Below are 24,382 nucleotides of genomic sequence, written 5' to 3'. Positions count from 1 at the left end.
CTATCCCGCGGCGGGAGGCTCGCCCGGGCCGGTGCCCTTGTCGAGCTTGTGGATCTGGTGCTTCGCCGCTTCGGCGGCCTTGTCGATCTTGTCGTCGTACTTGCCCTTGCTCAGCTCCTTCGCCTTGTCTCGTACCTTGTCGAGGGCGTCGTCGATCTTGTCGCCGTTCTCGGTGACGAGGGTGCTCGCGCGCTCCTTCATCTCGCGGGCCAGGTCCTCGCTGGAGTCCTTGAACTTCTCGAAGGCCTCGTTGAACCCGCTGGAGTCGGACTTGCTCATGCCAACCTCTTCCTGCCGTCGGTGTGGGGTGTGCGGTGCTGAGTGCTTACGAATCTACGTCAGAATGGGCGCCGTGAGCTCTCCCGTCGTCGCCGTCGTCGGCCCCACGGCAGCCGGCAAGTCGGACCTCGCCGTCGTCCTCGCGCAGCGGCTCGGCGAGACCGGTCGCGGTGGCGAGATCGTGAACGTCGACGCCTACCAGGTCTACCGCGGGATGGACGTCGGGACGGCGAAGCTCCCCGTCGACGAGCGCGGCGGCGTGCCGCACCACCTCCTGGACGTGCTCGACGTGACCGAGCCGGCGACCGTCGCCGAGTTCCAGACCTGGGCGCGGGCGGCGATCGACGACATCCAGGGCCGGGGCGCGGTCCCCGTGCTGGTCGGCGGATCGGCGCTGTACGTCCGTGCGGTGGTCGACGCGTTCGAGTTCCCCGGCACCGATCCCGAGGTACGTGCACGGCTCGAGGAGGAGCTGCGGACGCAGGGGCCCGAGGCGCTGCACCGCCGGCTCGCGGAGGTCGACCCGGATGCGGCGCAGTCGATCCTGGTCTCCAACGGGCGGCGGATCGTCCGCGCGCTCGAGGTCGTCGAGATCACCGGTCGACCGTTCGCGGCGTCGCTCCCGGCCCACACCGCGTTCTACGACGACGTCCGCATGATCGGCGTCGACGTTCCCCGGGACGTGCTCGACGACCGGATCACCCGCCGCGTCGACCGCATGTGGGAGGCGGGCCTCGTCGACGAGGTGCGTGCGCTGGTGGAGCGGGGCCTGGCCGAGAGCAGGACGGCGAGCCGCGCGCTGGGGTACGCGCAGGTCCTGGCGTTCCTCGACGGGACGATGTCCGAGGACGAGGCGCGCGACGCGACGGTGCGGGGGACCCGGAAGTTCGCACGGCGGCAGGACTCGTGGTTCCGGAAGGACCCGCGGATCGTCTGGCTCCCGTACGACGCGGAGGACCTCGTGGAGCGGGCCGTGGAGGTGGCGTCAGCCGGTCGCGCGTGACTCGAGGGCGTGTCGGAGGCGGCTGAGCGCGATCGCGTACCCTGCCCGGACCGCGGGCGCGGCGACCCGCCACAGCACGCCCTTCAGCGCTCCGCCGGGGACCCGGACGCGCTCCTCCCACAGGAAGTCGGTGCCGCCGTCCGGCCGCGGCTCGCAGATGAACCGCCCGGTCCCGGACACGACCCGACCGGTGTGGGCGACCTCGCAGAAGCGCGGCGGCTCGGAGCGTACGACGTGCATCGTGTCGTCGAACCCGAGCGGGCCCAGGCCCGTCCGCGCGATGATCTCGTCGCCCTCGACCCGCACGGTCGTGGCGGGGATCCACTCCCGCTGGAGCTCCCAGTCGGTGACGTAGTCCCACACCTTCGCGGCCGGTACGGCGATCGTCACTGCGCCGGAGACCACCCCCGGCTCGGGGGTACGGACGACGGGACGCGGGCGCACGGTCGCTACCGGGCTGCCTGCTCCGAGCGCCAGCCCGCGTAGCCGAGGACAATCAGCCGCATCTGCCGGCGCGCCTCGGTCTCGATCTGGTCCAGCACCTCGGGCGAGTCGGGCGCCTCGATGACCTGCTCCGCGGTCGAGACCATGATGTTGACGAAGAGCTGCGACGCGGTCCGGACGTCCTCGTGGTTCCAGGTGTCGAGGTGCGGGAAGCTCTGCAGGTCGCCGGCGAGCTCGTCGACGTACGCCCGCAGGTCGGCGCGGATGCGGCGGCGTACGGCCGGCACCCCACCGAAGCGCTCGCGGGCGACGAAGGCGAAGTGCGACCGGTGCGCGCGGACCTGGGACACGATGATCGCGGCCGACGCGGTGATCACGTCGGCGTACGTCTCCGGGTCCTGCCGCGCCTGGCGCATCATCCCCCGCAGAGTGGCGAAGGACTGGTCGACGAGCGCGAGGCCGAGCTCCTCCATGCTGGCGAAGTGGCGGTAGAACGCGGTCGGGACGACGCCCGCCCTGCGGGTGACCTGCCGCAGACTGACCCCGGCGAACCCGTGCTCGTCGGTCAGCTCGAGTGCCGCGTCCAGGAGAGCCTGGCGGGTGCGCTCCTTCTGCTCGTGGCGCGACAGTGCGTCGTCAGACTCGTGCACCCGCGCACCTTACCGCGACGGGGCGACCGATCTCGCCGTGAGCGACGGTGGCCACCGGATCGCGCTGACCTTCACCCGACGGCACCGGTCCTCGCCCGTGGCAAACGCGAGTGCCGGCACGCCGACCTCGCCCGTCCCGAGGGCGGCGGCGGTGTCGGGGACGCCTGTGGATCCCCGACTAGACTCGACGGGTGACGACCTTCACGTGGCTCAAGGGCCACGGCACCGAGAACGACTTCGTCCTCCTGCCCGATCCGGACGGGACGGTCCACGGAGACCTCGACCCTGCGTTCGTGGCCGCGCTCTGCGACCGGCGGCGGGGGATCGGGGCGGACGGCGTTCTCCGCGTGATCCGGACCGCTGCGATGGCGGAGCACGGCTACGCGGGTGTGGACCCGGCCGCGGCCGAGTGGTTCATGGACTACCGCAACGCCGACGGGTCGGTGGCCGAGATGTGCGGCAACGGCATCCGGGTGTTCGCCCGCTATCTGGCCGACGAGGGGCTCGTGGACCCGTCGGCACCGGTGCCTGTCGGCACTCGCGACGGCGTGAAGCTGCTGTCGTACGGCGGCCCCTCGGGGGTCGAGCCTGTCGAGACCATCGCTGCGGACATGGGCGTCCCGGCGCTCCTCGGCGAGTCCAAGGTCGAGGCCGAGGGACGTACCTGGGTCGCGCGGCACGTCGACGTCGGCAACCCCCACGCGGTGGCGTTCGTGGACGACCTCGCGGACGCGGGAAGCCTGCTGACCGAGCCGGCGTACGACGCCGCGGTGTACCCGCACGGTGTCAACATCGAGTTCGTCGAGCGTCGCGGTCCGCGCCACGTCGGCATGCGGGTCCACGAGCGTGGAGCGGGGGAGACCCGGTCCTGCGGGACGGGCGCGGTCGCGGTGGCGCTCGCGTCGGCGGCGGCCGACGGCGCGGACCCTGCGGACGGTGACGTGACCTACCGGGTCGACGTCCCCGGAGGCACGCTCCACATCACGTGGAGGGCCGACGGGCACGCCGTCCTCGCAGGCCCTGCCGTGATAATTGCTCGCGGCGACCTGACCTGGCTGGGATGATCGACGGCACCGCCGACGTTGCAAGGATCAGATGACTGCACAGAACGAACCCACGTACGAGACCGAGCTCTGGCCGGTCGAGCCCGTCGAGACCCACGACGGCGACCAGCTCGACCTCGCCGAGCGCAACTCCCTCCGCCGCGTCGCCGGCCTGTCGACCGAGCTCGAGGACATCAGCGAGGTCGAGTACCGGCAGCTCCGACTGGAGCGCGTCGTGCTCGTCGGCGTCTGGACCGAGGGCTCGGCCACCGACGCCGAGAACTCCCTCACCGAGCTCAAGCTGCTGGCCGAGACGGCCGGTTCCGAGGTCCTCGACGGTCTGATCCAGCGGCGCCAGCGTCCTGACCCGGCGACGTACATCGGCCGCGGCAAGGTCGAGGAGCTCGCCGAGATCGTCCAGGCCACCGGCGCCGACACCGTGATCTGCGACGGCGAGCTCGCGCCGAGCCAGCTGCGCAACCTGGAGGACCGCACCAAGGTCAAGGTCGTCGACCGGACGGCCCTGATCCTCGACATCTTCGCCCAGCACGCGAAGTCCCGTGAGGGGCGCGCGCAGGTCGAGCTGGCGCAGCTGCAGTACATGAAGCAGCGCCTCCGCGGCTGGGGCGGCAACCTGTCCCGTCAGGCCGGTGGCCGTGTCGGCGGCGACGGTGGCGGCATCGGGTCCCGTGGACCTGGTGAGACCAAGATCGAGACCGACCGCCGTCGCATCAACGACCGCATCGCCAAGCTCCGCCGCGAGCTCGGCGAGATGCGCAAGACCCGGGACACCAAGCGCGCCAACCGGCAGCGCAACAAGGTTCCCGCGGTCGTCATCGCCGGCTACACGAACGCCGGCAAGTCGAGCCTGCTCAACCGCCTGACGCGGGCGGGCGTGCTCGTCGAGGACGCGCTGTTCGCGACGCTGGACCCGACCACCCGCCGTACGGAGACGTCCGACGGGCGCGAGTACACGCTCTCCGACACCGTCGGCTTCGTCCGTCACCTCCCGCACCAGCTGGTCGAGGCGTTCCGCTCGACGCTGGAGGAGGTGTCCGACGCGGACCTGGTGCTGCACGTCGTCGACGGGTCGCACCCCGACCCGGAGGGACAGATCACCGCGGTACGCGAGGTCTTCGCCGACATCGGCGCGCTCGACGTCCCGGAGATCATCGTCGTCAACAAGGCCGACGCGGCCGACCCGCTGGTGCTGTCGCGCCTGCTCACCCGCGAGCCGCACGCCGTCGTGGTGTCGGCCCGTACGGGCGAGGGCATCGACGAGCTGCTGTCGGCGGTCGAGGCGGACCTGCCGAAGCCCGCGGTCAAGATCGACGTGGTCCTGCCGTACTCGCGCGGCGACCTGCTCAACCAGATCCACCTGCACGGCGAGATCGACGCCCTCGAGCACACCGCCGACGGCACCCACGTCGTCGCACGCGTCCACGACGGCCTCGCCGGCGCGGTCGCGCAGTACGCCTGACATGACTGTGCGCTGAGCACCTCGTCCCCTCCAGGATCGGTGCCCAGCGCACAGTCGGTCTTTCGGGCCGTTACTCCCCGGGGATCCCGGACTCCGGCGGCGTGTTGGCCTCGCCGGAGTACTCCTCGATCTCCGCGTCGCCGACGTCGGTCTGGAGGACCGGCGTCTTGTCCGCCGTGGTGCCGTCAGCCTGCAGCTGGATCAGCTTCATGCCGCCGATGCCGGCGTGACGGTCCTCGGAGTAGCGGAACGGCACGTAGTTGGGGCCGGTGAAGTCCCCGCCGTCCTGCTCGAACGTCTCGACGATCGACTGGCGGGACATGTCCTCGCCGGCCTTCTGCATCGCCTCGACGATCGTGTACGCCTCGGCCATGCCGTAGATCTTGTAGTTCGTCAGCGGCGACCCGTCGCCGTACTGGTCCCAGACCTTCTGCCACAGCTGCGTCCACGCGTCCTCGGTGTCCGTGGCCTGCGGCATGTAGGTCGTCGTGTAGACGCCGGTGAGCGGGCTGCTGCCCTTGATCGCGCCCTCGGAGAACTTCTCCAGCAGCGAGCCGACGAGGCCCGGGTCCGAGCCGACGTTGGTGTAGAACCAGGTCGGCTTGTAGTTGAGCTTCAGCGACACCAGCTGCGAGAGCGCCGTGTACGACGGCACGTTGAAGCCGACGACCACGTCCGCGCCCGACTTCTGCAGCTCCGCGATCTGCGGGCCGACGTCGGTGTTGCCCGGGATGTACTTCACCTCCGACACGATCTGGTCCTCGATGAACTGCTTGAGGCCCTTCGTTCCGTCCTCGCCGAGCTCGTCGTCCTGACCGAAGATGCCGACCTTGGCGTCGGGCAGGTTCTCGGCGATGTACTGGCCGATGATCTTGCCCTCGGACTCGTAGTCCGGCTGCCAGCCGAACGTCATCGGCTTCTCCTCGGGATCGTCCCAGAGGATCGAGCCGGAGGAGACGGTCAGGTCGGGCACGCCCTCGGAGTTGAGGAAGTTGGTGACCGCCTGGTGGGTCGGGGTGCCGAGACCGCCGACGATCGCGAACACCTCGTCCTTGAGCACGAGCTCGTTGACGACCTCGGACGTCTTGGCCGGGTTGTAGCCGTCGTCCTTGGCCAGGAACTCGATCTCCCGGCCGTGGACGCCGCCCTCGGCGTTGACGAAGTCGTAGTACGCCTTGTGGCCGAGCGGGATCTCGCTGTAGCCGGGCGCTGCAACACCCGTCAGCGGGAAGTGGCCACCGATCTTGATCGAGTCCTCGGTGATGCCGGGGTCGTTCCCGCCGCCGTCGTCGCCCCCGCCGCCGCACGCGGCGACGACCAGAGCAGAGGCTGCCAGTGCGGCCCCGAGTGCGAGCCGGCGACTCCTGCGTGCCGGGCTGGGCTGATGAGCCATGGATCTCATCCCTTCTTGGTGGGTGTTGCGGAGAGTTGACGGCGTGCGCGCGCGCGGCGCCATGCCGTCGAGAGGGTCCCCATCACTCCTCCGGGTGCGAGGAGCATCACGAGGACGAGGACGATGCCGTAGATGAGAGGTGACATCTGCGCGGACTGGGTGTCCGACAGACCCGACTCGGTCGACAGGTCGGTCACCAACGGCGGCAGGAAGACCAGCACCGCGGCGCCGATGAAGGCTCCGGTGATGCTGCCGAGCCCACCGATCACCGCAGCGGTGAGCAGCGAGAGCGAGAGGACGATGGTGAAGACGCTCGGCGCGGCCAGGCGCACCACCATCGCCATGACGGCCCCGGCCAGCCCGGCGTACGCGGCGCTGATGACGAACGCCTGCACGCGGGTACGGCCCAGGTTGATGCCGGCGATCTCCGCGGCCACCTCCTGGTCGCGGACGGCACGCCAGTGGCGCCCGACCTTGGACCGGCGGAGGTTGAGCGCGAAGAAGAGCGCCACGATCAGGGAGAACAGCCCGAGGTAGGCGACGTACTTCGACGAGGTGGCGAACACGCCCGACACCGCGTCGACGAACGAGACGAACCACTCCGGCGGACGCGGTGAGACGACCGTCAGGCCGGCCTCGCCGTTGAACGTCCCCTTGAAGTAGAGCGCGAGGCTCGGCAGGGCGATGGCGAGCGCGAGGGTCGCACCGGCGAGGTACGGCCCGTGCAGGCGCGCCGCTCCGATCCCCACGAGGAGGCCGACGAGCGCCGTCACGATGACGGCCACGAGGGCGATCGCGGGGAACGGGAGAGGGGAGTCCGTGTCGAGCATGAGCGCCGTCGTGTACGCGCCGACCGCCATCAGCGCGCCGTGGCCGAGCGAGATCTGGCCGTTGAGGCCGGTGAGGGCGGTCAGGCCGATGGTGGCGATCGTGTAGTACGCCAGCGAGGACAGCTGGGTGTTGGTGTAGGGACTGGTCGACTCCAGCAGGAGGACCCCGGCGGCGAGGACGCCGGCGCAGACCAGCAGGCTCCGGACGAGGTTGAGGTCGAGCAGGTTCTGCACGGTCGACGGGCCGGACGGTGCCGGCGGTGCCGTGGTGGTGTCGGTCGACATCAGACCCTCCTGGCCTTCGTGCTGGAGAACAGACCGCCGGGCTTGAGGATCAGCACCGCGATCAGGACGACGAACGCGCCGATCGTCACCAGGCCCGGGTCGAGGTAGCCCGAGACCAGCGAGTTGGCGACCCCCAGGATGAGACCGCCGACGACGGCGCCGACCGGGCTGTCGAGGCCGCCGATCACGGCTGCGATGAAGCCGAAGGCGATCAGCGACTCCATGTAGCTCGGGTAGATGAACGACCCGGTGGCGACGAGGATGCCGGCGACCGAGCCCACCAGACCGGCGAGCGCCCAACCGAACGTGAGCAGGTGCGAGACCTTGACGCCGAGGATCCGCGAGACCTCGCCGTCGAACGCCGCTGCCCGCATCGTGAGGCCGAGCTGCGTCTTCTGGAAGAGCAGGGTCAGTCCGACGACGACCACGCCGACGGTGCAGAGCACGAAGATGCTCGTGGGCGTCAGGGCGAGGTTGACGTCGCCGACCTGGAAGCCGGAGACGCCAACGGGCGAGGGGAACGACTGGTAGTCGGACCCGAACAGGATCGCGGCGAGCGCCTGGATCGCGACGTACAGACCGAGCGTCGCGATCACGATGTTGAGCTCCATGCCGCCCTCGAGCGGACGGATGACGAAGCGCTCGAGGACCGCGCCCAGCAGGAAGCCGGCGGCGAGGGCTGCGCCGAACGCGGCCCAGTAGGGGAAGTCGCGGTTGAGCAGGGTCAGCGCGATGTAGGTGGTGAACATGGCCTGCGAGCCCTGCGCGAAGTTGACGACGCGCGTGGAACGGAAGATCAGCACCAGCGCGAGCGCGAAGGCCGCGATGACGATGCCCTGGGTGATCCCGTTGAGCAGGACGTTGATGAAGTGCTGCACGGTGTCCTCCCTCAGAACCCGAGGTACGAGTGGCGCAGCGTGGCGTCGTCGCGGAGGACCTCGGCGGACTCGGTCACGACGACCTTCCCGAGGTTCAGCACGACACCGGTGTGCGCGATGGACAGGGCACTGCGGGCGTTCTGCTCGACGAGGAGCACGGTGAGCCCGGAGTCGGCGACCAGGGTGCGGACCAGGTCGAAGATCTGCGCCACGATCCGCGGAGCGAGACCCAGCGACGGCTCGTCGAGGAGCAGGAGCGTCGGCCGCGAGAGCAGCGCCCGGGCGATGACCAGCATCTGCCGCTCGCCGCCGGACAGCGTGTGGGCCTGAGCGCTGCGACGGTCGCCGAGCACCGGGAACAGGCGGTAGGCGTCGTCGAGAGTACGGACCGGGGCGGGCGTGTCGGTCGGACGCTTCGCCGCTCCACGCATGCCGAGGCGGAGGTTCTCCTCGATCGTCAGCTCGGCGATCACGCCGCGGCCCTCGGGGACGTGGGCCATGCCCCGGTGGACCATCGACTCGACCGGTGCGGTGGTGATGTCGGTGCCGTCGAGGGAGATGGTGCCGCTCGCCGGCCGTACGAGACCGGAGACGGTGCGCAGCAGGGACGTCTTGCCGGCGCCGTTCGCGCCGAGGACGGCGGTGATCTTGCCGGTCTCGACCGTCATGTCGACCGAGTCGAGAGCCTTCACCGGGCCGTACGTGGTGGTGAGGCTGGAGATCTCGAGCATGCTCATCCCTCCTTCGTGGGACGGGCCGTGCCGGACGGGCCGGCGGCTTCGAGGACGGCGGTGTCGATCTCCGAGCCCGCGGAGACCTCGGCGCCGAGGTAGGCGGCCACGACCTTCGGGTCGTCGCGAACCTCGGCCGGGGTCCCGCGCGCGATGACCTGGCCGAAGTCGAGGACCGTGATCGCGTCGCAGATCCGCATGACGAGGTCCATGTGGTGCTCGACGATGAGCACCGACATCCGGCTGGTCAGTCCTTGGACCAGGTCGCCGAGCTCGTCCATCTCACCCTCGGAGAGCCCTGCGGCCGGCTCGTCGAGGAGGAGCAGGCGCGGCTCGGCGACGAGGGCGCGGGCGAGGGCGACCTTCTTCTGGTCGGGGTAGGGGAGCATCCCCGGGTAGCGTGGCGCGAGATGGGCGGCGCCGAGCTCGGCCAGCGCCTGCATCGCGCGCTCCTGGAGCGCCTTCTCGTCGCGGCGGCCGCGGGGCAGACCGAAGGCGGCGGAGAGGAAGCCGCTGGTCGAGCGGACCGACGCGCCGGTCATCACGTTCTCGAGTGCGCTCATGCCCGGGAAGAGGCCGACGCCCTGGAGCGTACGGGCGATCCCGAGGCCGGCGAGGTCGTGCGCGTGGAGGTTGGTGAGCTGGTCACCGTCCCACGTGAGGGTGCCGGAGTCGGGGCGGACGAAGCCGCAGCAGACGTTGAAGAACGTCGTCTTGCCGGCACCGTTCGGGCCGATCACACCGTGGACCTGGCCGGGCTCGACGGTGAGACCGACGTCGTCCAGGGCGACCAGGCCGCCGAAGCGGACGGTCACGCCGTCGGCGACGAAGCGGCCGCCGTTCCTGGTAGGCGAGTCACCGCGGGGCGGCGACTCGGGGGTGGGCTCGATGGGAGGGGTCATGCGAGTCCTTCCGAGGGGCAGTGTCGTGCAGTCGGGTCGTCTGTGACCCAGGCCACAAGGCAGTCTTGCCCGCCGAACGCTACCGATCTGGCGGAACTAAGCAAGCGCTTAGTCGTCGGCGAGCCTCAATCGTTACCGGATGGTGACGCGCGCCACATTCAGTTGCTTTCCGCGACTATTCGGACACCGGCCGGGGCCCTGTGTGTGGGCTGCGCGGTGCTGGCCGCGGGATCGGTAGGCTGCGTCGGTGACCTCGTCGATCTCGGACCAGCCCGCCGCGACCGCCGACGACGGCCGGCACACGAGGTTGCGTGAGGTCCTGCACGCGGCCGTCGGCGCCGTGGGCGGGGTCGAGCGGCCCGGCCAGGTGCAGATGGCCGAGGCGGTCGCCCAGGCGTTCGCGGACGGCGAGCACCTGCTCGTCCAGGCCGGGACCGGCACCGGCAAGTCGCTCGGCTATCTCGTCCCGAGCCTGCTCCACGACCGCCGTGTCGTGGTGGCGACGGCCACGCTCAACCTGCAGCACCAGCTCGTCGAGCGCGACATCCCGGCGCTCCTGGACGGCGCGAGCGCGGTCCTCGACAGCTCTCCGCGAGCCGCCGTGGTCAAGGGTCGCGGCAACTACGCGTGCCTGCACCGCATCCGTGAGGGAGCGCCCGACGACCAGGGCGTCCTCATCGAGGCCCCGAGCGGGTCGCTCGGCGAAGAGGTGGTGACGCTGCGCGCGTGGGCCGAGGAGGAGTCCGACCGCGGGGGCGTGGGGGACCGCGACGCCGCGCCGCCGCACACCGAGCGGGCCTGGCGCCAGGTCAGCGTCCACGCGCGGGAGTGCCTGGGCGCCTCGCGCTGCCCGTACGCGACGGAGTGCTTCGCCGAGGCTGCGCGCGACCATGCCGCGGGGGCCGACCTCGTCGTGACGAACCATGCCCTGCTCGCGATCGACGCGATCGACGGGGTGCCGATGCTGCCCGAGTACGACACGGTGGTCGTCGACGAGGCCCATGAGCTGGTCGCGCGGGTGACCCAGGCGTCGACGTCCGAGCTCGGCCCACCGATGGTCGAACGCGCGGCACGTCGCGCGCGGTCGTTCGTCCGCGGACGCGAGGCCGACGACCTCGAGGACGCTTCGGATGCCCTGCGCGAGGCGCTCGAGGTGACCGCCCCCGGGCGCATCCCGACGCCGTCCGAGCGGCTGGCCGACGCGCTGTCGCTGATCCGGGACGCCGCACGGGACTGCCATGCCGCGATCCCGAAGGAGCCCAAGGACGCCGGCGACGGCGATGCCGCCCGCCAGCAGGCCAAGGCGATGGTCGACGACGTCCGCAAGGTCGCGGAGCGGATGGCCGCGACGTCGGACGGCGACGTGATGTGGATGGCCGAGCGCGACGGCTCCCGGGGCGGCAACGAGCTGCGGGTCGCGCCGGTGGACGTGGCGCTCACGCTGCGGGACAAGCTGTTCGGCGAGAACACCGTCGTGCTCACCAGCGCCACGCTCAAGCTCGGCGGCGGCTTCGACCCGGTCGCGCGCACGGTGGGGTTGTGGGCGTCGGACCGCGTCGAGGACGGGGCGGCGGCGGACAACGGCGCGCGGACGGACAACGGGTCGCGGGCGGACAGGGACGGCGGCGCCGAGGACGACAGCGACCGGCCACCGGCGTCGTACACCTGGAGGGCCGTCGACGTGGGGTCGCCGTTCGACTACGCGAAGCAGGGCATGCTCTACGTCGCGCGGCACCTCCCTCCGCCGGGACGCGACGGCATGAGCGCTGCGGCGCTCGACGAGATCGTCGACCTGGTCACGGCGGCCGGTGGACGGACCCTCGGCCTGTTCTCGTCGCGCCGGGGTGCGGAGGCGGCGACGGAGGCCGTACGCGAGCGGATGCCCGACCTGGAGGTGCTGTGCCAGGGCGACGCGCAGCTGCCCGAGCTCGCGCGCCGGTTCGTCGAGGACCCGCGGACGTGCCTCTTCGGGACCTTGAGCCTGTGGCAGGGCATCGACCTGCCGGGGGAGACGTGCCAGCTGGTCATCATCGACCGCATCCCGTTCCCGCGCCCCGACGACCCGCTGATGAGTGCCCGCCAGCGGCTGGTGGAGCGGCACGGCGGCAACGGCTTCATGCAGGTTGCGGCGACGCACGCGGCGCTGCTGCTCGCCCAGGGAGCCGGTCGCCTCATCCGACGCGCCGACGACAAGGGCGTGGTGGCGGTGCTGGACTCGCGGCTCGCGACCGCCCGCTACGGCGGGTTTCTCGCGTCGTCGATGCCGCCGATGTGGCGCACGGTCGACCGCGACCTCGTGCTCGGGGCCTTGCGGCGGCTGGACGCGGCGGCGAGCGCGGACTGAGCTGCGGCGCGCGCGGCGCGGGTACCCCAGCGACGGAGAACTGACCCGACCGAGCACGGTCGGGTCAGTGGGGGTTCGGTGGGGTACCCCAGCCGGTCCGCCGCGATCGCGCCCGGATGCGGCTGAGTCAGAGCGCTCGCACGGGCGCGAGACCGAGGGGCTCTCGCGCCCGTGCGCACACGGTGCGTGGGGTCAGACGCGCCGCATGACTGTGGTGACCTTGCCGAGAATCGTGGCGTCGGTGCCGTCGATCGGGTCGTACGCCGGGTTGTGCGGCAGCAGCCACACCTTGCCGTCCTTGCGCTGGAGCGTCTTGACGGTCGCCTCCCCGTCGAGCAGGGCGGCGACGATCTCGCCGTTCTCGGCGGTCGGCTGCTGGCGGACCACGACGTAGTCGCCGTCGCAGATCGCCGCCTCGAGCATCGAGTCGCCGCGCACCTCGAGCATGAACAGCGTGCCCTCGCCGACGAGGGTGCGGGGGAGCGGCATGACCTCTTCGACCCGCTCCTCGGCGAGGATCGGGCCACCGGCGGCGATGCGGCCGACGACCGGAACGTACGCCGGAGCGGGCCGCGAGTCGCCGGCGCCGGTCTCGTCGAAGCCGAAGTCGAGGGCGTCGCCGATGGAGCGCCGTGCCGCGAGCACGTCGGGGAGGAAGACCTCGATCGCGCGCGGCCGGTTGGGGTCGCGCCGGACGAAGCCGTTGCGCTCGAGGACCTTGAGCTGGTGCGCGACGGACGAGACGCTCGCGAGACCGACCGCGGCGCCGATCTCGCGCATGCTCGGCGGGTAGCCGCGCTGCTCGATGGACTCGCGGATGATCTCGAGGACGCGGCGCTGACGCGGGGTCAGTCCGCTCGCGTCCGGCGGTCCGTCGGGAAGCTCGGAAACCTCGGCTCTGGTCATGGCCCTGACCCTAGACCTGGGCGGCGACACGATCAAACATATGTTCGACCCGCGTGTCGTCGCAGGTCGGCGCGACACGTCGAAAGTTTGTTCGAACGGATGCTTCCGTTTCTGTCAGTGGGTGTGATTAAGTTCGTACGCATGTTCGATCGAACGCGTGTTCGGCTCCGAGTTCGGATCCACGAGCTGATCAGCCGCCTCGCCTCGGTCGGACAGGCCGTACGAGTCCGAGACATGGAGGACACGATGAGCACCGTCCGCAGCACCCTCGAGCACCCCGTCGACCGCACCGTGGTCGTGATCGACACCCCGCTGATGCGCTCCGTCGAGCGACACCCCGCGGGCCGAGGATTGCGCGACGGCCAGCGTCCGACCACCCCGCCGCGTCCTCGTGCGCAGCGGCAGCCCGTCGACAGGACGCGGGGGCGCTCGGGCTACCGGCTGACGCGCCGGGGGCGGTTCGTGGTGTTCCTGGTGGCGCTGCTGGCCTTCGGCGGTCTGACCGTCGGTCTGGGCACGCAGGTCATCGCCACCTCGGAGAAGGGGGAGCCCGTTCCGAGCCGGCCCGTGACCGTGCAGCCGGGCGAGACGGTGTGGGACCTCGCCGCCGACGCCAACCCCACGGGCGACATCCGCGAGACCGTGCAGGACATCGCCGACCTCAACGCGCTCCCGAGCGCCGGGGAGATCGGCGCGGGCGAGACCATCTACGTCCCGATCTACTGAGCCGCGGCTCCGACCCCGTCCGCTGCCGCGGACACCTCCCGGAGCCACCGGCCGGCCGCGCGCATGTCGCGCAGGACGTCGTCCCGCAGGCCGGGATCTGCGTCCTCGTCCCACTCCGCGACGACCGCGTACGCGAGGGTGCGGGCGGGGCCGGACACGAGCCCGACGTCGGCGCGCACGGTGGAGATCGTGCCGGTCTTGTTCCAGAGGACGAAGCCGCGGTCCGGCTCCGCGTGCGCGAGCGGGTCGAGGCCGAAGGCGCCGGCGACCATCGACAGGTCGGCGTTGGCGCTGAGCCAGCCGCTGACGCTCTCGCTGACCGCGGGTGACACGATCTCGCGGCGGTGCAGCCGCGCGCAGAAGTGTGCGAGATCGGTGGCGCACCCGACGGACAGCGTCGGCGGGTGCTCGGGACCGCGGTCGTCGCGCACCCGGTCGAGCAGGCGGCTGCGCTCCATCCCGATCCGCGCCGCCGTCGCTGTCACCGCGTCCAGTCCGACCCGGCGCAGCAGCACGTTGGTGGCCAGGTTGTCGCTGACCGCTCCGACCAGGCTGCAGACGTCCGCGACGGGCAGGGTGTCGGTGGCGAGCCGATACCAGAGGCCCGAGTCGGCGACCCAGTCCTCCTCCGTACGGGCGAGCGGCTCCGCCGGGTCCAGCCGCTCCGTGGCGATCTGGTGCGCCGCCTCCACGAGCAGCACCAGCTTGCCGATGCTCGCCGTCGGCAGGACGAGCTCCGACTCGAGGGCGACCAGGACGGCGTCGGAGTCGGCGTCGCGGATCTCGACCGACCAGCGGACGTCCTCGCGCAGCCGGGGGAAGGGCGGCACGGTCACGCGTCCACCTCCGGCGCGTCCGGCGTACGGTCCGCGTGGCCGAGCGGTCGATCCGGGTCGATGCGGTCACGGACCCTGCGCTTGAGCTCGGCGGCGTCCGGGAAGCCGCCGTCGATCGAGCGGTCCCACACGACGTCGCCGTCGACGGTGATCCGGAAGACGCCCCCGGTGCTCGGCACGAGCGTGACGGCGCCGAGCTCCGTGCCGAAGGTGCTCAGCAGCTCCTGCGCCATCCAGCCCGCGCGGAGCAACCACTGGCACATCGTGCAGTACGTGATCTCGACACGGGGCAGCGTCATCCGAACGCCTTGCGCAAGGCCGCGAGGAACGCGTCGACGTCGTCCTCGGTGGTGTCCCACGAGCACATCCAGCGCGACTCGACGAGGTCGGGGTGCGCGCCGGGGCGCCAGTCGTAGAACGGGTGCTCCGCCCGCACGGCGTCCGCGACTGAGCGGGGGAGCGTCGGGAAGACCACGTTGGCCTGCGTCGGGTTCGTGACGTGGAGCAGGGGAGCGCCGGACTCGTGCGTCCGCCCGTCGGCGGCGAGCTCCTCGGCGAGCGCGTCGACGCCGTCACGCAGCTGCGTCGCCCGCGCGTTCGACGCGGTGGCGTTCGCGAGCCACAGGTCGTGCTCGGGGTCGAGGAGCGCGGCCAGCTGCGCGGACACGTACCGCATCTTCGACGCCAGCTGCATCGACATCTTGCGCACGAATTCGATGCCGTGGACGGACTCGGGGTTGAGGACCACGACGACCTCGCCGAGAAGGATGCCGTTCTTCGTCCCGCCGAAGGAGAGCACGTCGATCCCGAGGTCCGTCGTGATCGCGCGCAGCGGGAGACCGAGGTGCGCAGCGGCGTTGGCGATGCGCGAGCCGTCGACGTGGACACCCATCCCGTACGCGTGGGCGGTGTCGACGAGGCCGCGTACCTCGTCTACGGAGTAGACCGTGCCGAGCTCGGTGGACTGGGTCAGCGACACCGCGAGCGCCTGCGGGCGGTGCGGGTCGCCGAGGTTGATCGTGTAGGGACCCCACGACTCGGGCCGCATCTTGCCGTCCGGCGCGTCGACGGGGAGCAGCTTGACGCCGGCGACGCGCTCGGGTGCGCCGTTCTCGTCGGTGTGGAGGTGGGCCACGTCGGTGACGATCGCCGAGCCCCAGCGGGGGAGGAGTGCTCCGAGCGAGACGACGTTGGCGCCGGTGCCGTTGAAGACCGGGTACGCCTGCGCCTGGTCGCCGAAGTGGTGCCGTACGTGCTCGGTGAGCCGGTCTGTCCACGGGTCCTCGCCGTACGAGACGGCGTGTCCCGCGTTGGCTGCGGCGACCGCGTCGAGGATCGCGGGATGGGCCGGGGCGTAGTTGTCTGATGCGAACGCTGCCACGCCCGTCAGCCTATGCGGTCCGCCGCCCCACGATTTGACGGCCTGTCCACCGGATCTGCGTACGAAACGGTGGATTAGCCGTCAAATCGTGGGGCGGGCGGGGCGGGGGCGGTCAGGATCCGGCGAGGATCTTGTCCAGGCGGACGAAGCCCTCCTCCATCCCGCCCTCCATCCCGGACTGGACCATCCCGTCGCGGTCGTCGACGGAGAGGAACGTCGACACCATGTGGATCTGCGTGGTGCCGTCGCCGTTGTCGTGGAACGTCGCCTTCTCCAGCGACGGGCGGCCCGGGACGCCCTCGAACTCGAAGGTGCGGATGACGCCGTCCTTCACCGAGGGCTCCCCGTGGTAGACGCCGGTGAACCCGTACTGGGTTCCGTCGGTATCGGTCTGGACCCAGCGGTAGCGGCCGCCGTGGCGGACCTCGTTGACCTCGATCTCGGTGGAGAGGCGGTCGGGGCCGAGCCACTTCTTCTGCAGCTCGGTGTCGGTCATGGCTTCGTAGAGCCGTTCGGGTGTCGTGGCGAACGTGCGCGTGATCTCGATCGTGCTGGTGCCGGGCGTTGCGGTGACCTTGAGGTCGGACATGGTTCCCCCTATGGGTTGTGGGTGATCGGTCAGGTCGATGTCGACGGCGGGTCGGGACGGGATCCGGGTGCCTCGGCCTCGGCGAGGAGTGCGTCCAGGCGGGCGAAGCTGTCCTCCCAGTACGCGCGGTAGTCCGCGAGCCAGTCCGTCGCCTCCCGCAGCGGCTCGGCCTCGAGGTGACTGAGCCGCATCGTCCCTTGCTGTGAGCGGGACACGAGCCCTGCACGCTCGAGGACCTTCAGGTGGCGCGAGACCGCCGGCTGCGACATCGCGAACATCGCCGTGAGCTCATTGACGCTCGCGTCGCCCTGGGCCAGCCGCCCGAGAATGGCGCGGCGGGTCGGGTCCGCCAGGGCCCCGAACACCGCGTCGAGCTCGTCGTCGCTCATCATCCATAACCAATCTGTTGTATAACTGATTGGTTTTAGAATGCCTCGCCGCCGTCCCCGTGTCAACCCCATGACCTTCGACGTCATCGACGCGCCTACGTCCGTCCGCGATGCTCGAAGCTCCACCGACTCAGAAGCACCACCACTCAGAAGGAGCAGCCATGACCGCGTACGCCATCGCCCACATGCGAGAGGTCTCGATGGGCCCGGAGATCGTCGAGTACCTCGAGCGGATCGACGAGACGCTCGCGCCGTACGACGGCCGGTTCGTCGTCCACGGCGGAACCGTGACGCCCGTCGAGGGAGAGTGGCCGGGGACGGTCATCATCATCCAGTTCCCGGACCGGGAGCACGTGGAGGCCTGGTACGCGTCGGAGGCCTACCAGGCGATCCTGCCCCTGCGCACCGAGAACTCCGCGTCGGACGTGATCGTCGTGGACGGCGTGGACGAGACGCACCGCGCCACCGACGTCCTGCACGCCGCGGGGTGAGGCGGGCTCAGACGTCGGTCTGCGGAACGCGCAGCGTCTCTGGCGGGGGAGACACGACGACCCACGGCTCGGAGCGACCGTGCAGCGTGGCCGCGAGCGCGTCGATCGCGTCCGACACCGCCTTCGGCGAGCCGGTGCTCGCGTGCCAGAAGCGCACGAGCACGGTCGTCCGCTCCGCCTCCCGGGACACCACGACGACCGTCGGAGGTGGGTCGGCGAGGAACCCCTCGACGGATCGCACGGCGTCGAGGAGCGCGTCGTCGTCGCGGGTCCCGGCGATCCGGACCTCGACCTCGAGCCGCCTGCCGGGCGATCGCGAGTAGTTGACCAGCGGGTTCGCGAGGACCTCGCTGTTGGGCAGGTGCGCCTCGCGTCCGTCGAACGTGCGGATCACCACGGACCGTCCGTTCATCGCGGTCACGACCCCGTGCCAGTCCTGCGACTCCAGCTCCTCGCCGACGACCACGGGGCGACGGGTCTGCAGGATGATGCTCGCGCCGAAGTTGTCGGCGACGCCGCGCAGCGCGAGCGCGGCCACGACCACCACGATGAGCGCGCCGGCCAGGAGCGGCTGGACGTTGGCCCCGAGGAACGCCAGGGCCACGCCGAACCCGAGGACGAGGACGAAGTAGCGCGTGCCCCGCTCGGCGGAGTCGGTGATCCACGGCGACAGTCCTTGGACCCGGCTCAGCAGACGGCGTACGCCGCGCCCGAGGTAGCGCGCGACGAGCCATGCCACCAGCAGCGTGAGAAGGGCGAGGGCGACGTCGGACCACGTCAGCGAGCCTCCGCCGAGGTTCGCCAGGAAGTCCTGCATGTCGTCCTCTCACCGCGGCCCGGGTCGTGCTCCAGCGTGCGGCTCGGATGGGGGGAGCGGCATCACCCGAGGCGGGTGGTTCCGGAACTGGGGGGAAGGTCGGTGATACGGCCGCGGAGCGTGTCGGGCAGCGCGGTGCGGTGGGTGCCCGCCAGCCAGCAGTGCGCCAGCAGGTCGTAGCCGAGCTCCTGCGTCTGCGCGTACGCCGGCCAGGCGGCGCGTGCCTGGACCGGTGCCTGTCGGTAGGCGGTGTCGGCCGCGGAGGACGACGCGAGGAGCTCGACCTGGAGCGTACGGCGGGCGCGGGCCGCCGCGGGCGTCGTCGGAGGTTGCCCCTCGAGGACCTCGGCGAGCGCGCGGATCGCGGTCGCGGTTCGGCCCACCTCGTAAGGCAGCACCCCCGCGTTGAACCGCCGTCCCGTCAACCACAGGACCGTGACCGCGACGGCGGCCCCGATGAGCGTGTCGAGCACCCGGTCGCTCACGATGCCGAGGTCGACGTCGCCCGGCGGCTCGGAGATGAGCAGCACGAGCGCGGTGATGAAGACGACCGCGACACCGTAGTTGCGGACGACCAGCATCTCGATCACGAGCTGCAGCACCCCGAGGACGGCCACGAGCAGCAGTCCCTGCGGCTCGAGCAGCGCGAGCACCGCGAACAGCCCGACGCCGACCACCGTGCCGACCACCCGCTGCAGCGCCCGGTAGGTGTTGCGGACGCGGTCGACGCCGGTGTGCAGGATCAGCACCGCCGACACCATCGCCCAGTCCGCGCGGCCGGTGCCGAGGGCGTACGCGAGGACTCCGCTCAGGGCGACCGCGACGACCACCCGGACGGTGATCACGACGTCGGCGCTCAGCGCGTGGGCGGAGCTGCGGAGTCGCGTGGCGGCCTCGGTCCGGCCGAGCGGCACGTGCGCGACCGTGCCGGTCGACGGTGGTGCGTGCGGGTCGGCGATCGCGGCGGCGAAGCGGAGGTGCGCCTCGTACAGGCGGTCGAAGAGCGGCCCCTCGCGCGTGCCGGCGTCGGCGAGCGCGCCCCACGCGTCGTGCAGCGCACGGGCGGCGGTGTCACGAGCGCGGACCGACGGCTGGTCGGCGCGGGCGCGAGCGGCGTACGCCTCGACGGCCCCGACGGCGGTGGCGACCGAACGCGTCTGCGGGCGGCGCCACGCCCACAGCGCCGGAGTCATCGAGACGACCCACGCTGACGCGGCGCCGATCGCGGCCGCGGCGACGACGGTGCCGAGAGGGGTGCCGACGTGGGTCACGTGCGCGGCCAGCCCGGTCACCAGCGCGAGGAAGAAGCCGCCGGGCGGGCCGAACGCGAGGGCGTTCGCGCCGAAGACGGCCAGACCCGAGACGACGGTGAGCGTGACGACCAGCGCGACGCCGGACTCCCACGCGCCAGGTACGTCGCCCGCGAGGCCGCCGACGAACGCCGCCGTCACGATCAGGACGGCGACGACCGCGAGGAACGGGGCGCGGATGCGGTACGCACGGTCGGTGGCGTACATCGCGGTGAACGCGCCCATCGAGACCAGGACGGCGTCGTGGCCCCAGTCGGCGAGCGTGAGGGCGGTGGCCGGAAGGACGAGTGCGAGCGTCGCGATCAGGGCGGCGCGCCAGCGGCCGGGTGCGGGGGCGAGCCGGAGGAGCATCTGGCGGTAGTCCTCGGGCTGGGGTACGCCGTCCGGGGCTGCCGCTGTCGTCACCGATCTATTGTCGCGTCGGACAAAACGGACACGTCGTGGCCCCCTCTGCCCTCACGGTTGAACGCGAAGGGGGAGATTCCTATGAACAACACCATCCGCGTGATCGGCCTCGGGGCCGCGAGCGCACTCGTCGGCGGCGTCCTGGTAGCCGGCGCACCGACCGCCTCGGCCGACGACGTCAACATCGCGCCGTTGCGCACCATCAAAGGACCCGTCAACACCCAGCTGAGCAACCCGCTCGGCGTGTACGTCGGCGCCAACGGCAAGATCCACGTCAGCAACTTCGGCAACGGGTCGATCACCGTCTTCGGTGCGGGCGCGAACGGCGACGTGCCGCCCGAGCGCCGCCTCGCCGGGGGGAACACCGGCATCAGCGCGCCGCGCTACATCGCCGCGGACTCCGCCGGCTTCACGTGGCTCGCGAACTCGACCGCCGTGGCGACGAACCGCGTCCTGGCCTTCGGCCCGACGGCCGACGGCAACGTCGCACCTGACGGCAACTTCAACCCGGGCTTCACGCCGTTCGGCATCGTGATCGACAAGGCGGGCAAGGTCAACGTCTCGAACGGGGCCAACGAGGTCCGCGTCTTCCCGACGTCGGCTGCCGGATCACCTGCTGCCGAGCGCACGATCACGAGCACCCAGCTGACCAACGCCCGCGGACTCGCGGTCGACGGCTCCAACAGGCTCTGGGTCGCGAACGGCTCCGGGGACTCCGTCGTCGCGTTCGCGCCCGGTGCGAGCGGCAACGCCACGCCGGTGCGCCAGATCAAGGGCCCGAGCACGCAGATCCAGTTCGCGAGCGACGTGGCGGTCGACTCCGTCGGACGCGTGTACGTCGCGGACGAGACCTCGAAGACGATCAAGGTCTTCGGTGCGAACGCCAACGGCGACGTCGCGCCGCTCAAGTCCCTCGGTGGACCGGCCGCGGCGCTCAACCTGCCGGCCGGCGTCGCGATCGGCGCGGGCAACGCGATCGTCGTGGCCGACTACGGCGGCAACGACATCTCGACGTTCAAGTCGCTGTTCGCGGTCCCGGTGAGCTCGCTGAAGGTGCCGGGCAAGCCTCGCGCCCTCAAGGTCGCGGGCGCGCGCGGTGCCAAGACCCGCAAGGTCACCTGGCGGGCACCCGCGTTCAACGGCGGCGCGAAGATCACCGGCTACCGGCTCGTGGTCAAGAAGGGCAGCCGCACGCTGCTCACGAAGAACCTCGGTCCGAACAAGCGGTCGTTCAAGCTCAAGCGCTCCAAGCTGCGCAACGGCAAGAACGTCGTCTTCGTCAAGGCCAAGAACGTGAAGGGCTTCGGCAAGAACGCCAAGAAGTCGTTCCGCGTGCGGAAGTAGGCCGTACGACGTGGGTCGGGGCCGGCTCTCGGGAGCCGGCCCCGTCCGTCTTCACCGATCCGTTATGTCAAATCTGCTGCGGGAGACCCCGGTCGCACGCGACAGTTGGCCCAGGAGGAGTCGCATGAAATCTCGGATCAGCGCACTCATCACCACTGTCTCCGTCGGTGTGGTCACCGTGCTCGTCGCCCCGTCGGCGCCGGTCGATGCCGCTGACGACGTCGTGCCGCTGCACGTGCTGACCCCCGTCGCCCTGCCGACCGGCCTCGCGCGCGATGCAGCCGGCACGCTCGCCGCGGCGGAGAACGCCGGTCACGCCGTCACGTTCTTCCCGCCGGGCGCGGTGACTGGCACGCCGCCGAGTCGCCGGATCGTCGGTGCAGCGACGCAGCTCAACCACCCCACCGGCGTGGCCCTGGACGCGGACGGGACGACGTACGTGGTCTCCCAGGAGGACCGCCTTCTCGTCTTCGCGCCCGGAGCCGCCGGTGACGTCGCGCCGTCGCACGTCGTCCCGCTCGGCAAGACCTACGGCAAACAGCTCGGCGTCGCCGTCGCCGATGACGGCACGGTGTACGTGTCGGCCGAGCGCGCGATCACCGTCCTCGTCCCGGACACCAGCGGGAAGCCCGTCGTCACACGCCAGATCACCGGCGCCCGGACGCGGCTGGTCCGCGCCCTCGGCATCACCGTCGACGGCGACTCGCTCTGGGTAGCCAACGCGACCGGGCGCTCGGTCCTGGCCTTCGACGTGGCCGCCGAGGGGGACGTGGCTCCCGAACGTGTCATCGCCGGAGCGACGACACGGCTCGCCAACCCGGCCGGTGTTGTCGTCGGCCCTCAGGGTCGGGTCTACGTGAGCGACAGCGTCTCGCTCGCCGTCGCGGTCTATCCCGCCGACGCGGCCGGCGACGTCGCCCCTGTCGCGTGGCTGCAGGGCGCGAATGCCGGGTTCGTCCAGCCGTGGGGGATCGTCGCGCTCGAGGGCGGCGCGATCGCCGTGGCGAACGTGACCGCTGCGGGGTCGGTCAAGGTGTACGCGACACCCTTCCCGCCGCCACCGCCGCGTCCCACTCCTGTTCCGAAGGCGCCCGTCGTGCAGCCACCGGCGCCGAAGCCGGTCGTCGCTCCGGGTCGCGTAACCCGCCTGAAGGTGACGGGAGCGGCGACCCACGCCCGCCGCGTCGTGCGGTGGCGCGCACCGGCGTACGACGGGGGCGCGCGCGTCACCGGCTACCGGATCGTGGTGAAGAAGGGCAAGAGGACCCTGCTGGTGAGGAACGTCGGGCCGAGCCGTCGGTCGTTCGTGCTCCGCCGCGCCGCGCTCCGCAACGGCCGGCACGTGGTCGTCGTCAAGGCCAGGAACCACAAGCACTACGGGCGGGTCGCGGTGAAGCCGTTCCGGGTGCGCAAGTAGCCCGTACGAACGAGGTCGGGGTCGGCTCCGGAGAGCCGACCCCGACCTCTGTCATGGCCCGGGTGCCGGTGATCCGGCCAGAAGCAGCCAGGTTCTCGGCCATCCACATCAAAAGTCGTTGCCGCACGTCGCATGCGGACGCGAGGCTGCCGCATGCCCTCGTACAAACGAGGACAAGGCGGACGCTGCGCCTCCAGTGCAGCCGTGCGTGACACCGAAACCTGGTTGATTCCCCCGAGGAGGTAGACGATGAGACTCCTTGTCCTCTCGAGCGCCGTCGCCGCGACCGCGGTGACCGGCGGGCTGCTCTCGGCCGCTCCTGCGTCGGGGGTCGCACCCGAGCCGGTCGAGGTCCGCCCCGAACGCACGATCTCCGTGCCGGCGGCCGGACCCGTGCACCTGAGCGCCGCGGGGCGCTCGTACACGCTGGACTTCCAGGGACGCGCGATCGTGGTGTACGGCGCGAAGGCGCGCGGGAAGGCGCGCCCGCTCTACCGCATCCGCGGATCGCGGAGCGGCATCTTCTGGCCGATGGGGATCGCGCGCGACGCCGGAGGTCGTCTCTACGTCGCCAACGGCAACCAGCGCGTGCTCGTCTTCAGCGCGTCGGCTCGCGGGAACGCGCGTCCGATCCGCGTCCTGCGCACGGGGATGTACATCGGGGCCGGGATCGCGGTCCGGGGCGAGCGCCTGATGGTCTCGGGCGGCGCCGGGATCGCGATCTACCGGCGGACCGCCTCGGGTGACGCCGCTCCGCTGCGCCGCATCGCGGGGGAGAAGGCGCAGCTGCGCGGCCTCCTCGACGCCGACATGAACGTCGACGGCCGCATCTGGGCCGTCTTCGGCGAGGGGGCGTTCGCCACGGTCTTCGCGCCCGGAGCGCGCGGCGACGTCGCGCCCGAGCGGACGATCACCCAGGACCGGCCGCTGTGGGATGTCGAGAGCGTGGGGTTCGACCGCGCCGGACGGGCGTACATCGGACAGCACGACGGTGAGGTGACGGTGCTGCGTCACGACGCGAAGGGACAGGCGACCCCCGTCCTCAGCCTTGCCCGGACCCCGCTCGGCGGCATCGGCGGGCTCTCGGTCAGCCGCACGGGGAAGCTCGCGGTCACCTCCGGCAGCAGCATCACCGTCTACCCACGGCTCCTTGCCGCCACGCGGCCGTGGGCGGTTCGCAGCGTGACGGTGTCCGGCTCGCCGGCTGCGGTCCGCCGGGTCGTGCGCTGGAAGAAGCCGCTCGCCGACGGAGGTGCGCCCCTCACGCGCTACCGCGTGTCGGTGCGACACGGGAGCAGGCTCGTCACCACCGCCGTTCTCAAGGCCTCACGCCGGTCGTACGTGCTCGAGCGGCGCTCCCTCCCGGCGGGGACGAGCACCGTGGTGGTCCGCGCCAAGAACCGCAAGGGGTACGGCCCGGCGGTGCGGGTGACCCTCACGGTGAGGAAGTAGCGGATGCGCTGTGCCAAGGTCGTGCGGACGACGCACGTGAGCCCTAGGCTCACGTGT

The 24,382-nt window shown here is 71.3% G+C and carries 25 protein-coding genes; 9 read left to right on the top strand and 16 right to left on the bottom strand.

Going from position 1 to position 24,382, the window contains the following annotated elements:
• Window positions 1-279, bottom strand: a complete 279-nt coding sequence (locus ACQSSQ_RS18515; protein WP_431328600.1) for an antitoxin — start codon at window positions 277-279, stop codon at window positions 1-3.
• 64 nt (window positions 280-343) lie between these two features.
• Here ACQSSQ_RS18515 and miaA point away from each other — a divergent pair, with 64 nt between their 5' ends.
• Window positions 344-1,282 carry a tRNA (adenosine(37)-N6)-dimethylallyltransferase MiaA gene (gene miaA / locus ACQSSQ_RS18510; protein ID WP_431328599.1) on the top strand — a complete coding sequence of 313 codons (939 nt, stop codon included), beginning with the start codon at window positions 344-346 and terminating at the stop codon, window positions 1,280-1,282.
• Here miaA and ACQSSQ_RS18505 read toward each other — a convergent pair.
• Window positions 1,265-1,726, bottom strand: coding sequence for an SRPBCC family protein (locus ACQSSQ_RS18505; protein ID WP_431328598.1), 462 nt, complete (start codon window positions 1,724-1,726; stop codon window positions 1,265-1,267). The genes miaA and ACQSSQ_RS18505 overlap by 18 nt on opposite strands.
• Window positions 1,727-1,731: 5 nt before the next feature.
• Window positions 1,732-2,376, bottom strand: a complete 645-nt coding sequence (locus tag ACQSSQ_RS18500) for a TetR family transcriptional regulator (RefSeq protein ID WP_431328597.1) — start codon at window positions 2,374-2,376, stop codon at window positions 1,732-1,734.
• A gap of 191 nt (window positions 2,377-2,567) precedes the next feature.
• Between ACQSSQ_RS18500 and dapF the strand changes: the two genes are divergently transcribed.
• Both dapF and hflX read left to right on the top strand, forming a co-directional pair.
• Window positions 2,568-3,440, top strand: coding sequence for a diaminopimelate epimerase (gene dapF / locus ACQSSQ_RS18495; RefSeq protein ID WP_431328596.1), 873 nt, complete (start codon window positions 2,568-2,570; stop codon window positions 3,438-3,440).
• Window positions 3,441-3,471: 31 nt separating this feature from the next.
• Window positions 3,472-4,899: a GTPase HflX gene (hflX, locus tag ACQSSQ_RS18490; RefSeq protein ID WP_431328595.1), complete on the top strand. Its 1,428-nt coding sequence runs from the start codon at window positions 3,472-3,474 to the stop codon at window positions 4,897-4,899.
• Window positions 4,900-4,969: 70 nt separating this feature from the next.
• Here the strand turns inward: hflX and ACQSSQ_RS18485 are convergent, their stop codons facing one another.
• The 5 genes from ACQSSQ_RS18485 to ACQSSQ_RS18465 are packed head-to-tail and all read right to left on the bottom strand — an operon-like array spanning window position 4,970 to window position 9,918.
• Window positions 4,970-6,292 (bottom strand): ABC transporter substrate-binding protein, encoded by a 1,323-nt coding sequence (locus ACQSSQ_RS18485; protein WP_431328594.1) that lies wholly within the window; start codon window positions 6,290-6,292, stop codon window positions 4,970-4,972.
• 5 nt (window positions 6,293-6,297) lie between these two features.
• Window positions 6,298-7,407, bottom strand: coding sequence for a branched-chain amino acid ABC transporter permease (locus ACQSSQ_RS18480; RefSeq protein WP_431328593.1), 1,110 nt, complete (start codon window positions 7,405-7,407; stop codon window positions 6,298-6,300).
• Complete coding sequence (locus tag ACQSSQ_RS18475; protein WP_431328592.1) at window positions 7,407-8,285, bottom strand: branched-chain amino acid ABC transporter permease; 879 nt, start codon at window positions 8,283-8,285, stop codon at window positions 7,407-7,409. Before ACQSSQ_RS18475 ends, ACQSSQ_RS18480 begins: the two co-directional genes overlap by 1 nt.
• A gap of 11 nt (window positions 8,286-8,296) precedes the next feature.
• Window positions 8,297-9,022, bottom strand: coding sequence for an ABC transporter ATP-binding protein (locus ACQSSQ_RS18470; protein WP_431328591.1), 726 nt, complete (start codon window positions 9,020-9,022; stop codon window positions 8,297-8,299).
• On the bottom strand, window positions 9,019-9,918 hold the full coding sequence (locus ACQSSQ_RS18465; protein ID WP_431328590.1) for an ABC transporter ATP-binding protein: 900 nt from the start codon (window positions 9,916-9,918) through the stop codon (window positions 9,019-9,021). The genes ACQSSQ_RS18470 and ACQSSQ_RS18465 overlap by 4 nt, the downstream gene beginning before the upstream one ends.
• A gap of 247 nt (window positions 9,919-10,165) precedes the next feature.
• Here ACQSSQ_RS18465 and ACQSSQ_RS18460 point away from each other — a divergent pair, with 247 nt between their 5' ends.
• Entirely contained in the window at window positions 10,166-12,262 is a 2,097-nt protein-coding gene (locus ACQSSQ_RS18460) for an ATP-dependent DNA helicase (protein WP_431328589.1), read from the top strand.
• A 192-nt stretch (window positions 12,263-12,454) separates the two neighbouring features.
• Here ACQSSQ_RS18460 and lexA read toward each other — a convergent pair whose 3' ends face one another.
• Complete coding sequence (gene lexA / locus ACQSSQ_RS18455; protein WP_431328588.1) at window positions 12,455-13,168, bottom strand: transcriptional repressor LexA; 714 nt, start codon at window positions 13,166-13,168, stop codon at window positions 12,455-12,457.
• Window positions 13,169-13,414: 246 nt separating this feature from the next.
• On the opposite strand from lexA, the gene ACQSSQ_RS18450 reads away from it, so the two are divergent.
• A complete protein-coding gene (locus ACQSSQ_RS18450; RefSeq protein WP_431328587.1) occupies window positions 13,415-13,894 on the top strand; it encodes a LysM peptidoglycan-binding domain-containing protein in 480 nt (159 codons plus the stop codon).
• Here ACQSSQ_RS18450 and ACQSSQ_RS18445 read toward each other — a convergent pair.
• The 5 genes from ACQSSQ_RS18445 to ACQSSQ_RS18425 all read right to left on the bottom strand — a co-directional run bounded on the left by ACQSSQ_RS18445 (window position 13,888) and on the right by ACQSSQ_RS18425 (window position 17,089).
• Window positions 13,888-14,730 carry a serine hydrolase gene (locus tag ACQSSQ_RS18445; protein WP_431328586.1) on the bottom strand — a complete coding sequence of 281 codons (843 nt, stop codon included), beginning with the start codon at window positions 14,728-14,730 and terminating at the stop codon, window positions 13,888-13,890. The two genes, ACQSSQ_RS18450 and ACQSSQ_RS18445, sit on opposite strands and share 7 nt — an antisense overlap.
• A complete protein-coding gene (locus ACQSSQ_RS18440; RefSeq protein ID WP_431328585.1) occupies window positions 14,727-15,029 on the bottom strand; it encodes an Rdx family protein in 303 nt (100 codons plus the stop codon). Before ACQSSQ_RS18440 ends, ACQSSQ_RS18445 begins: the two co-directional genes overlap by 4 nt.
• Window positions 15,026-16,111 carry a threonine aldolase family protein gene (locus tag ACQSSQ_RS18435; protein ID WP_431328584.1) on the bottom strand — a complete coding sequence of 362 codons (1,086 nt, stop codon included), beginning with the start codon at window positions 16,109-16,111 and terminating at the stop codon, window positions 15,026-15,028. The genes ACQSSQ_RS18440 and ACQSSQ_RS18435 overlap by 4 nt, the downstream gene beginning before the upstream one ends.
• 112 nt (window positions 16,112-16,223) lie before the next feature.
• On the bottom strand, window positions 16,224-16,700 hold the full coding sequence (locus ACQSSQ_RS18430; protein ID WP_431328583.1) for an SRPBCC domain-containing protein: 477 nt from the start codon (window positions 16,698-16,700) through the stop codon (window positions 16,224-16,226).
• 29 nt (window positions 16,701-16,729) lie between these two features.
• Window positions 16,730-17,089 carry an ArsR/SmtB family transcription factor gene (locus ACQSSQ_RS18425; RefSeq protein WP_431328582.1) on the bottom strand — a complete coding sequence of 120 codons (360 nt, stop codon included), beginning with the start codon at window positions 17,087-17,089 and terminating at the stop codon, window positions 16,730-16,732.
• A 161-nt stretch (window positions 17,090-17,250) separates the two neighbouring features.
• On the opposite strand from ACQSSQ_RS18425, the gene ACQSSQ_RS18420 reads away from it, so the two are divergent.
• Window positions 17,251-17,580 carry a DUF1330 domain-containing protein gene (locus ACQSSQ_RS18420; protein ID WP_431328581.1) on the top strand — a complete coding sequence of 110 codons (330 nt, stop codon included), beginning with the start codon at window positions 17,251-17,253 and terminating at the stop codon, window positions 17,578-17,580.
• A 7-nt stretch (window positions 17,581-17,587) separates the two neighbouring features.
• Here the strand turns inward: ACQSSQ_RS18420 and ACQSSQ_RS18415 are convergent, their stop codons facing one another.
• The gene (locus ACQSSQ_RS18415) at window positions 17,588-18,397 is read right to left on the bottom strand and encodes a mechanosensitive ion channel family protein (protein WP_431328580.1); all 810 of its coding nucleotides are present in this window, start codon (window positions 18,395-18,397) and stop codon (window positions 17,588-17,590) included.
• 62 nt (window positions 18,398-18,459) lie between these two features.
• Window positions 18,460-20,112: an FUSC family protein gene (locus ACQSSQ_RS18410; protein ID WP_431328579.1), complete on the bottom strand. Its 1,653-nt coding sequence runs from the start codon at window positions 20,110-20,112 to the stop codon at window positions 18,460-18,462.
• Between the two features lie 81 nt (window positions 20,113-20,193).
• On the opposite strand from ACQSSQ_RS18410, the gene ACQSSQ_RS18405 reads away from it, so the two are divergent.
• The 3 genes from ACQSSQ_RS18405 to ACQSSQ_RS18395 all read left to right on the top strand — a co-directional run bounded on the left by ACQSSQ_RS18405 (window position 20,194) and on the right by ACQSSQ_RS18395 (window position 24,325).
• A complete protein-coding gene (locus tag ACQSSQ_RS18405; RefSeq protein WP_431328578.1) occupies window positions 20,194-21,456 on the top strand; it encodes a hypothetical protein in 1,263 nt (420 codons plus the stop codon).
• Window positions 21,457-21,580: 124 nt separating this feature from the next.
• The gene (locus ACQSSQ_RS18400; RefSeq protein ID WP_431328577.1) at window positions 21,581-22,873 is read left to right on the top strand and encodes an NHL repeat-containing protein; all 1,293 of its coding nucleotides are present in this window, start codon (window positions 21,581-21,583) and stop codon (window positions 22,871-22,873) included.
• Between the two features lie 249 nt (window positions 22,874-23,122).
• A complete protein-coding gene (locus tag ACQSSQ_RS18395) occupies window positions 23,123-24,325 on the top strand; it encodes a hypothetical protein (RefSeq protein ID WP_431328576.1) in 1,203 nt (400 codons plus the stop codon).
• Window positions 24,326-24,382 lie beyond the last annotated feature (57 nt).

Source organism: Mumia spirodelae, from assembly GCF_050632745.1.
Taxonomy (GTDB): Bacteria; Actinomycetota; Actinomycetes; order Propionibacteriales; family Nocardioidaceae; genus Mumia.
Note: the sequence above shows the minus strand (reverse complement) of the source record. Positions and strands in the feature narration are given on the sequence as shown.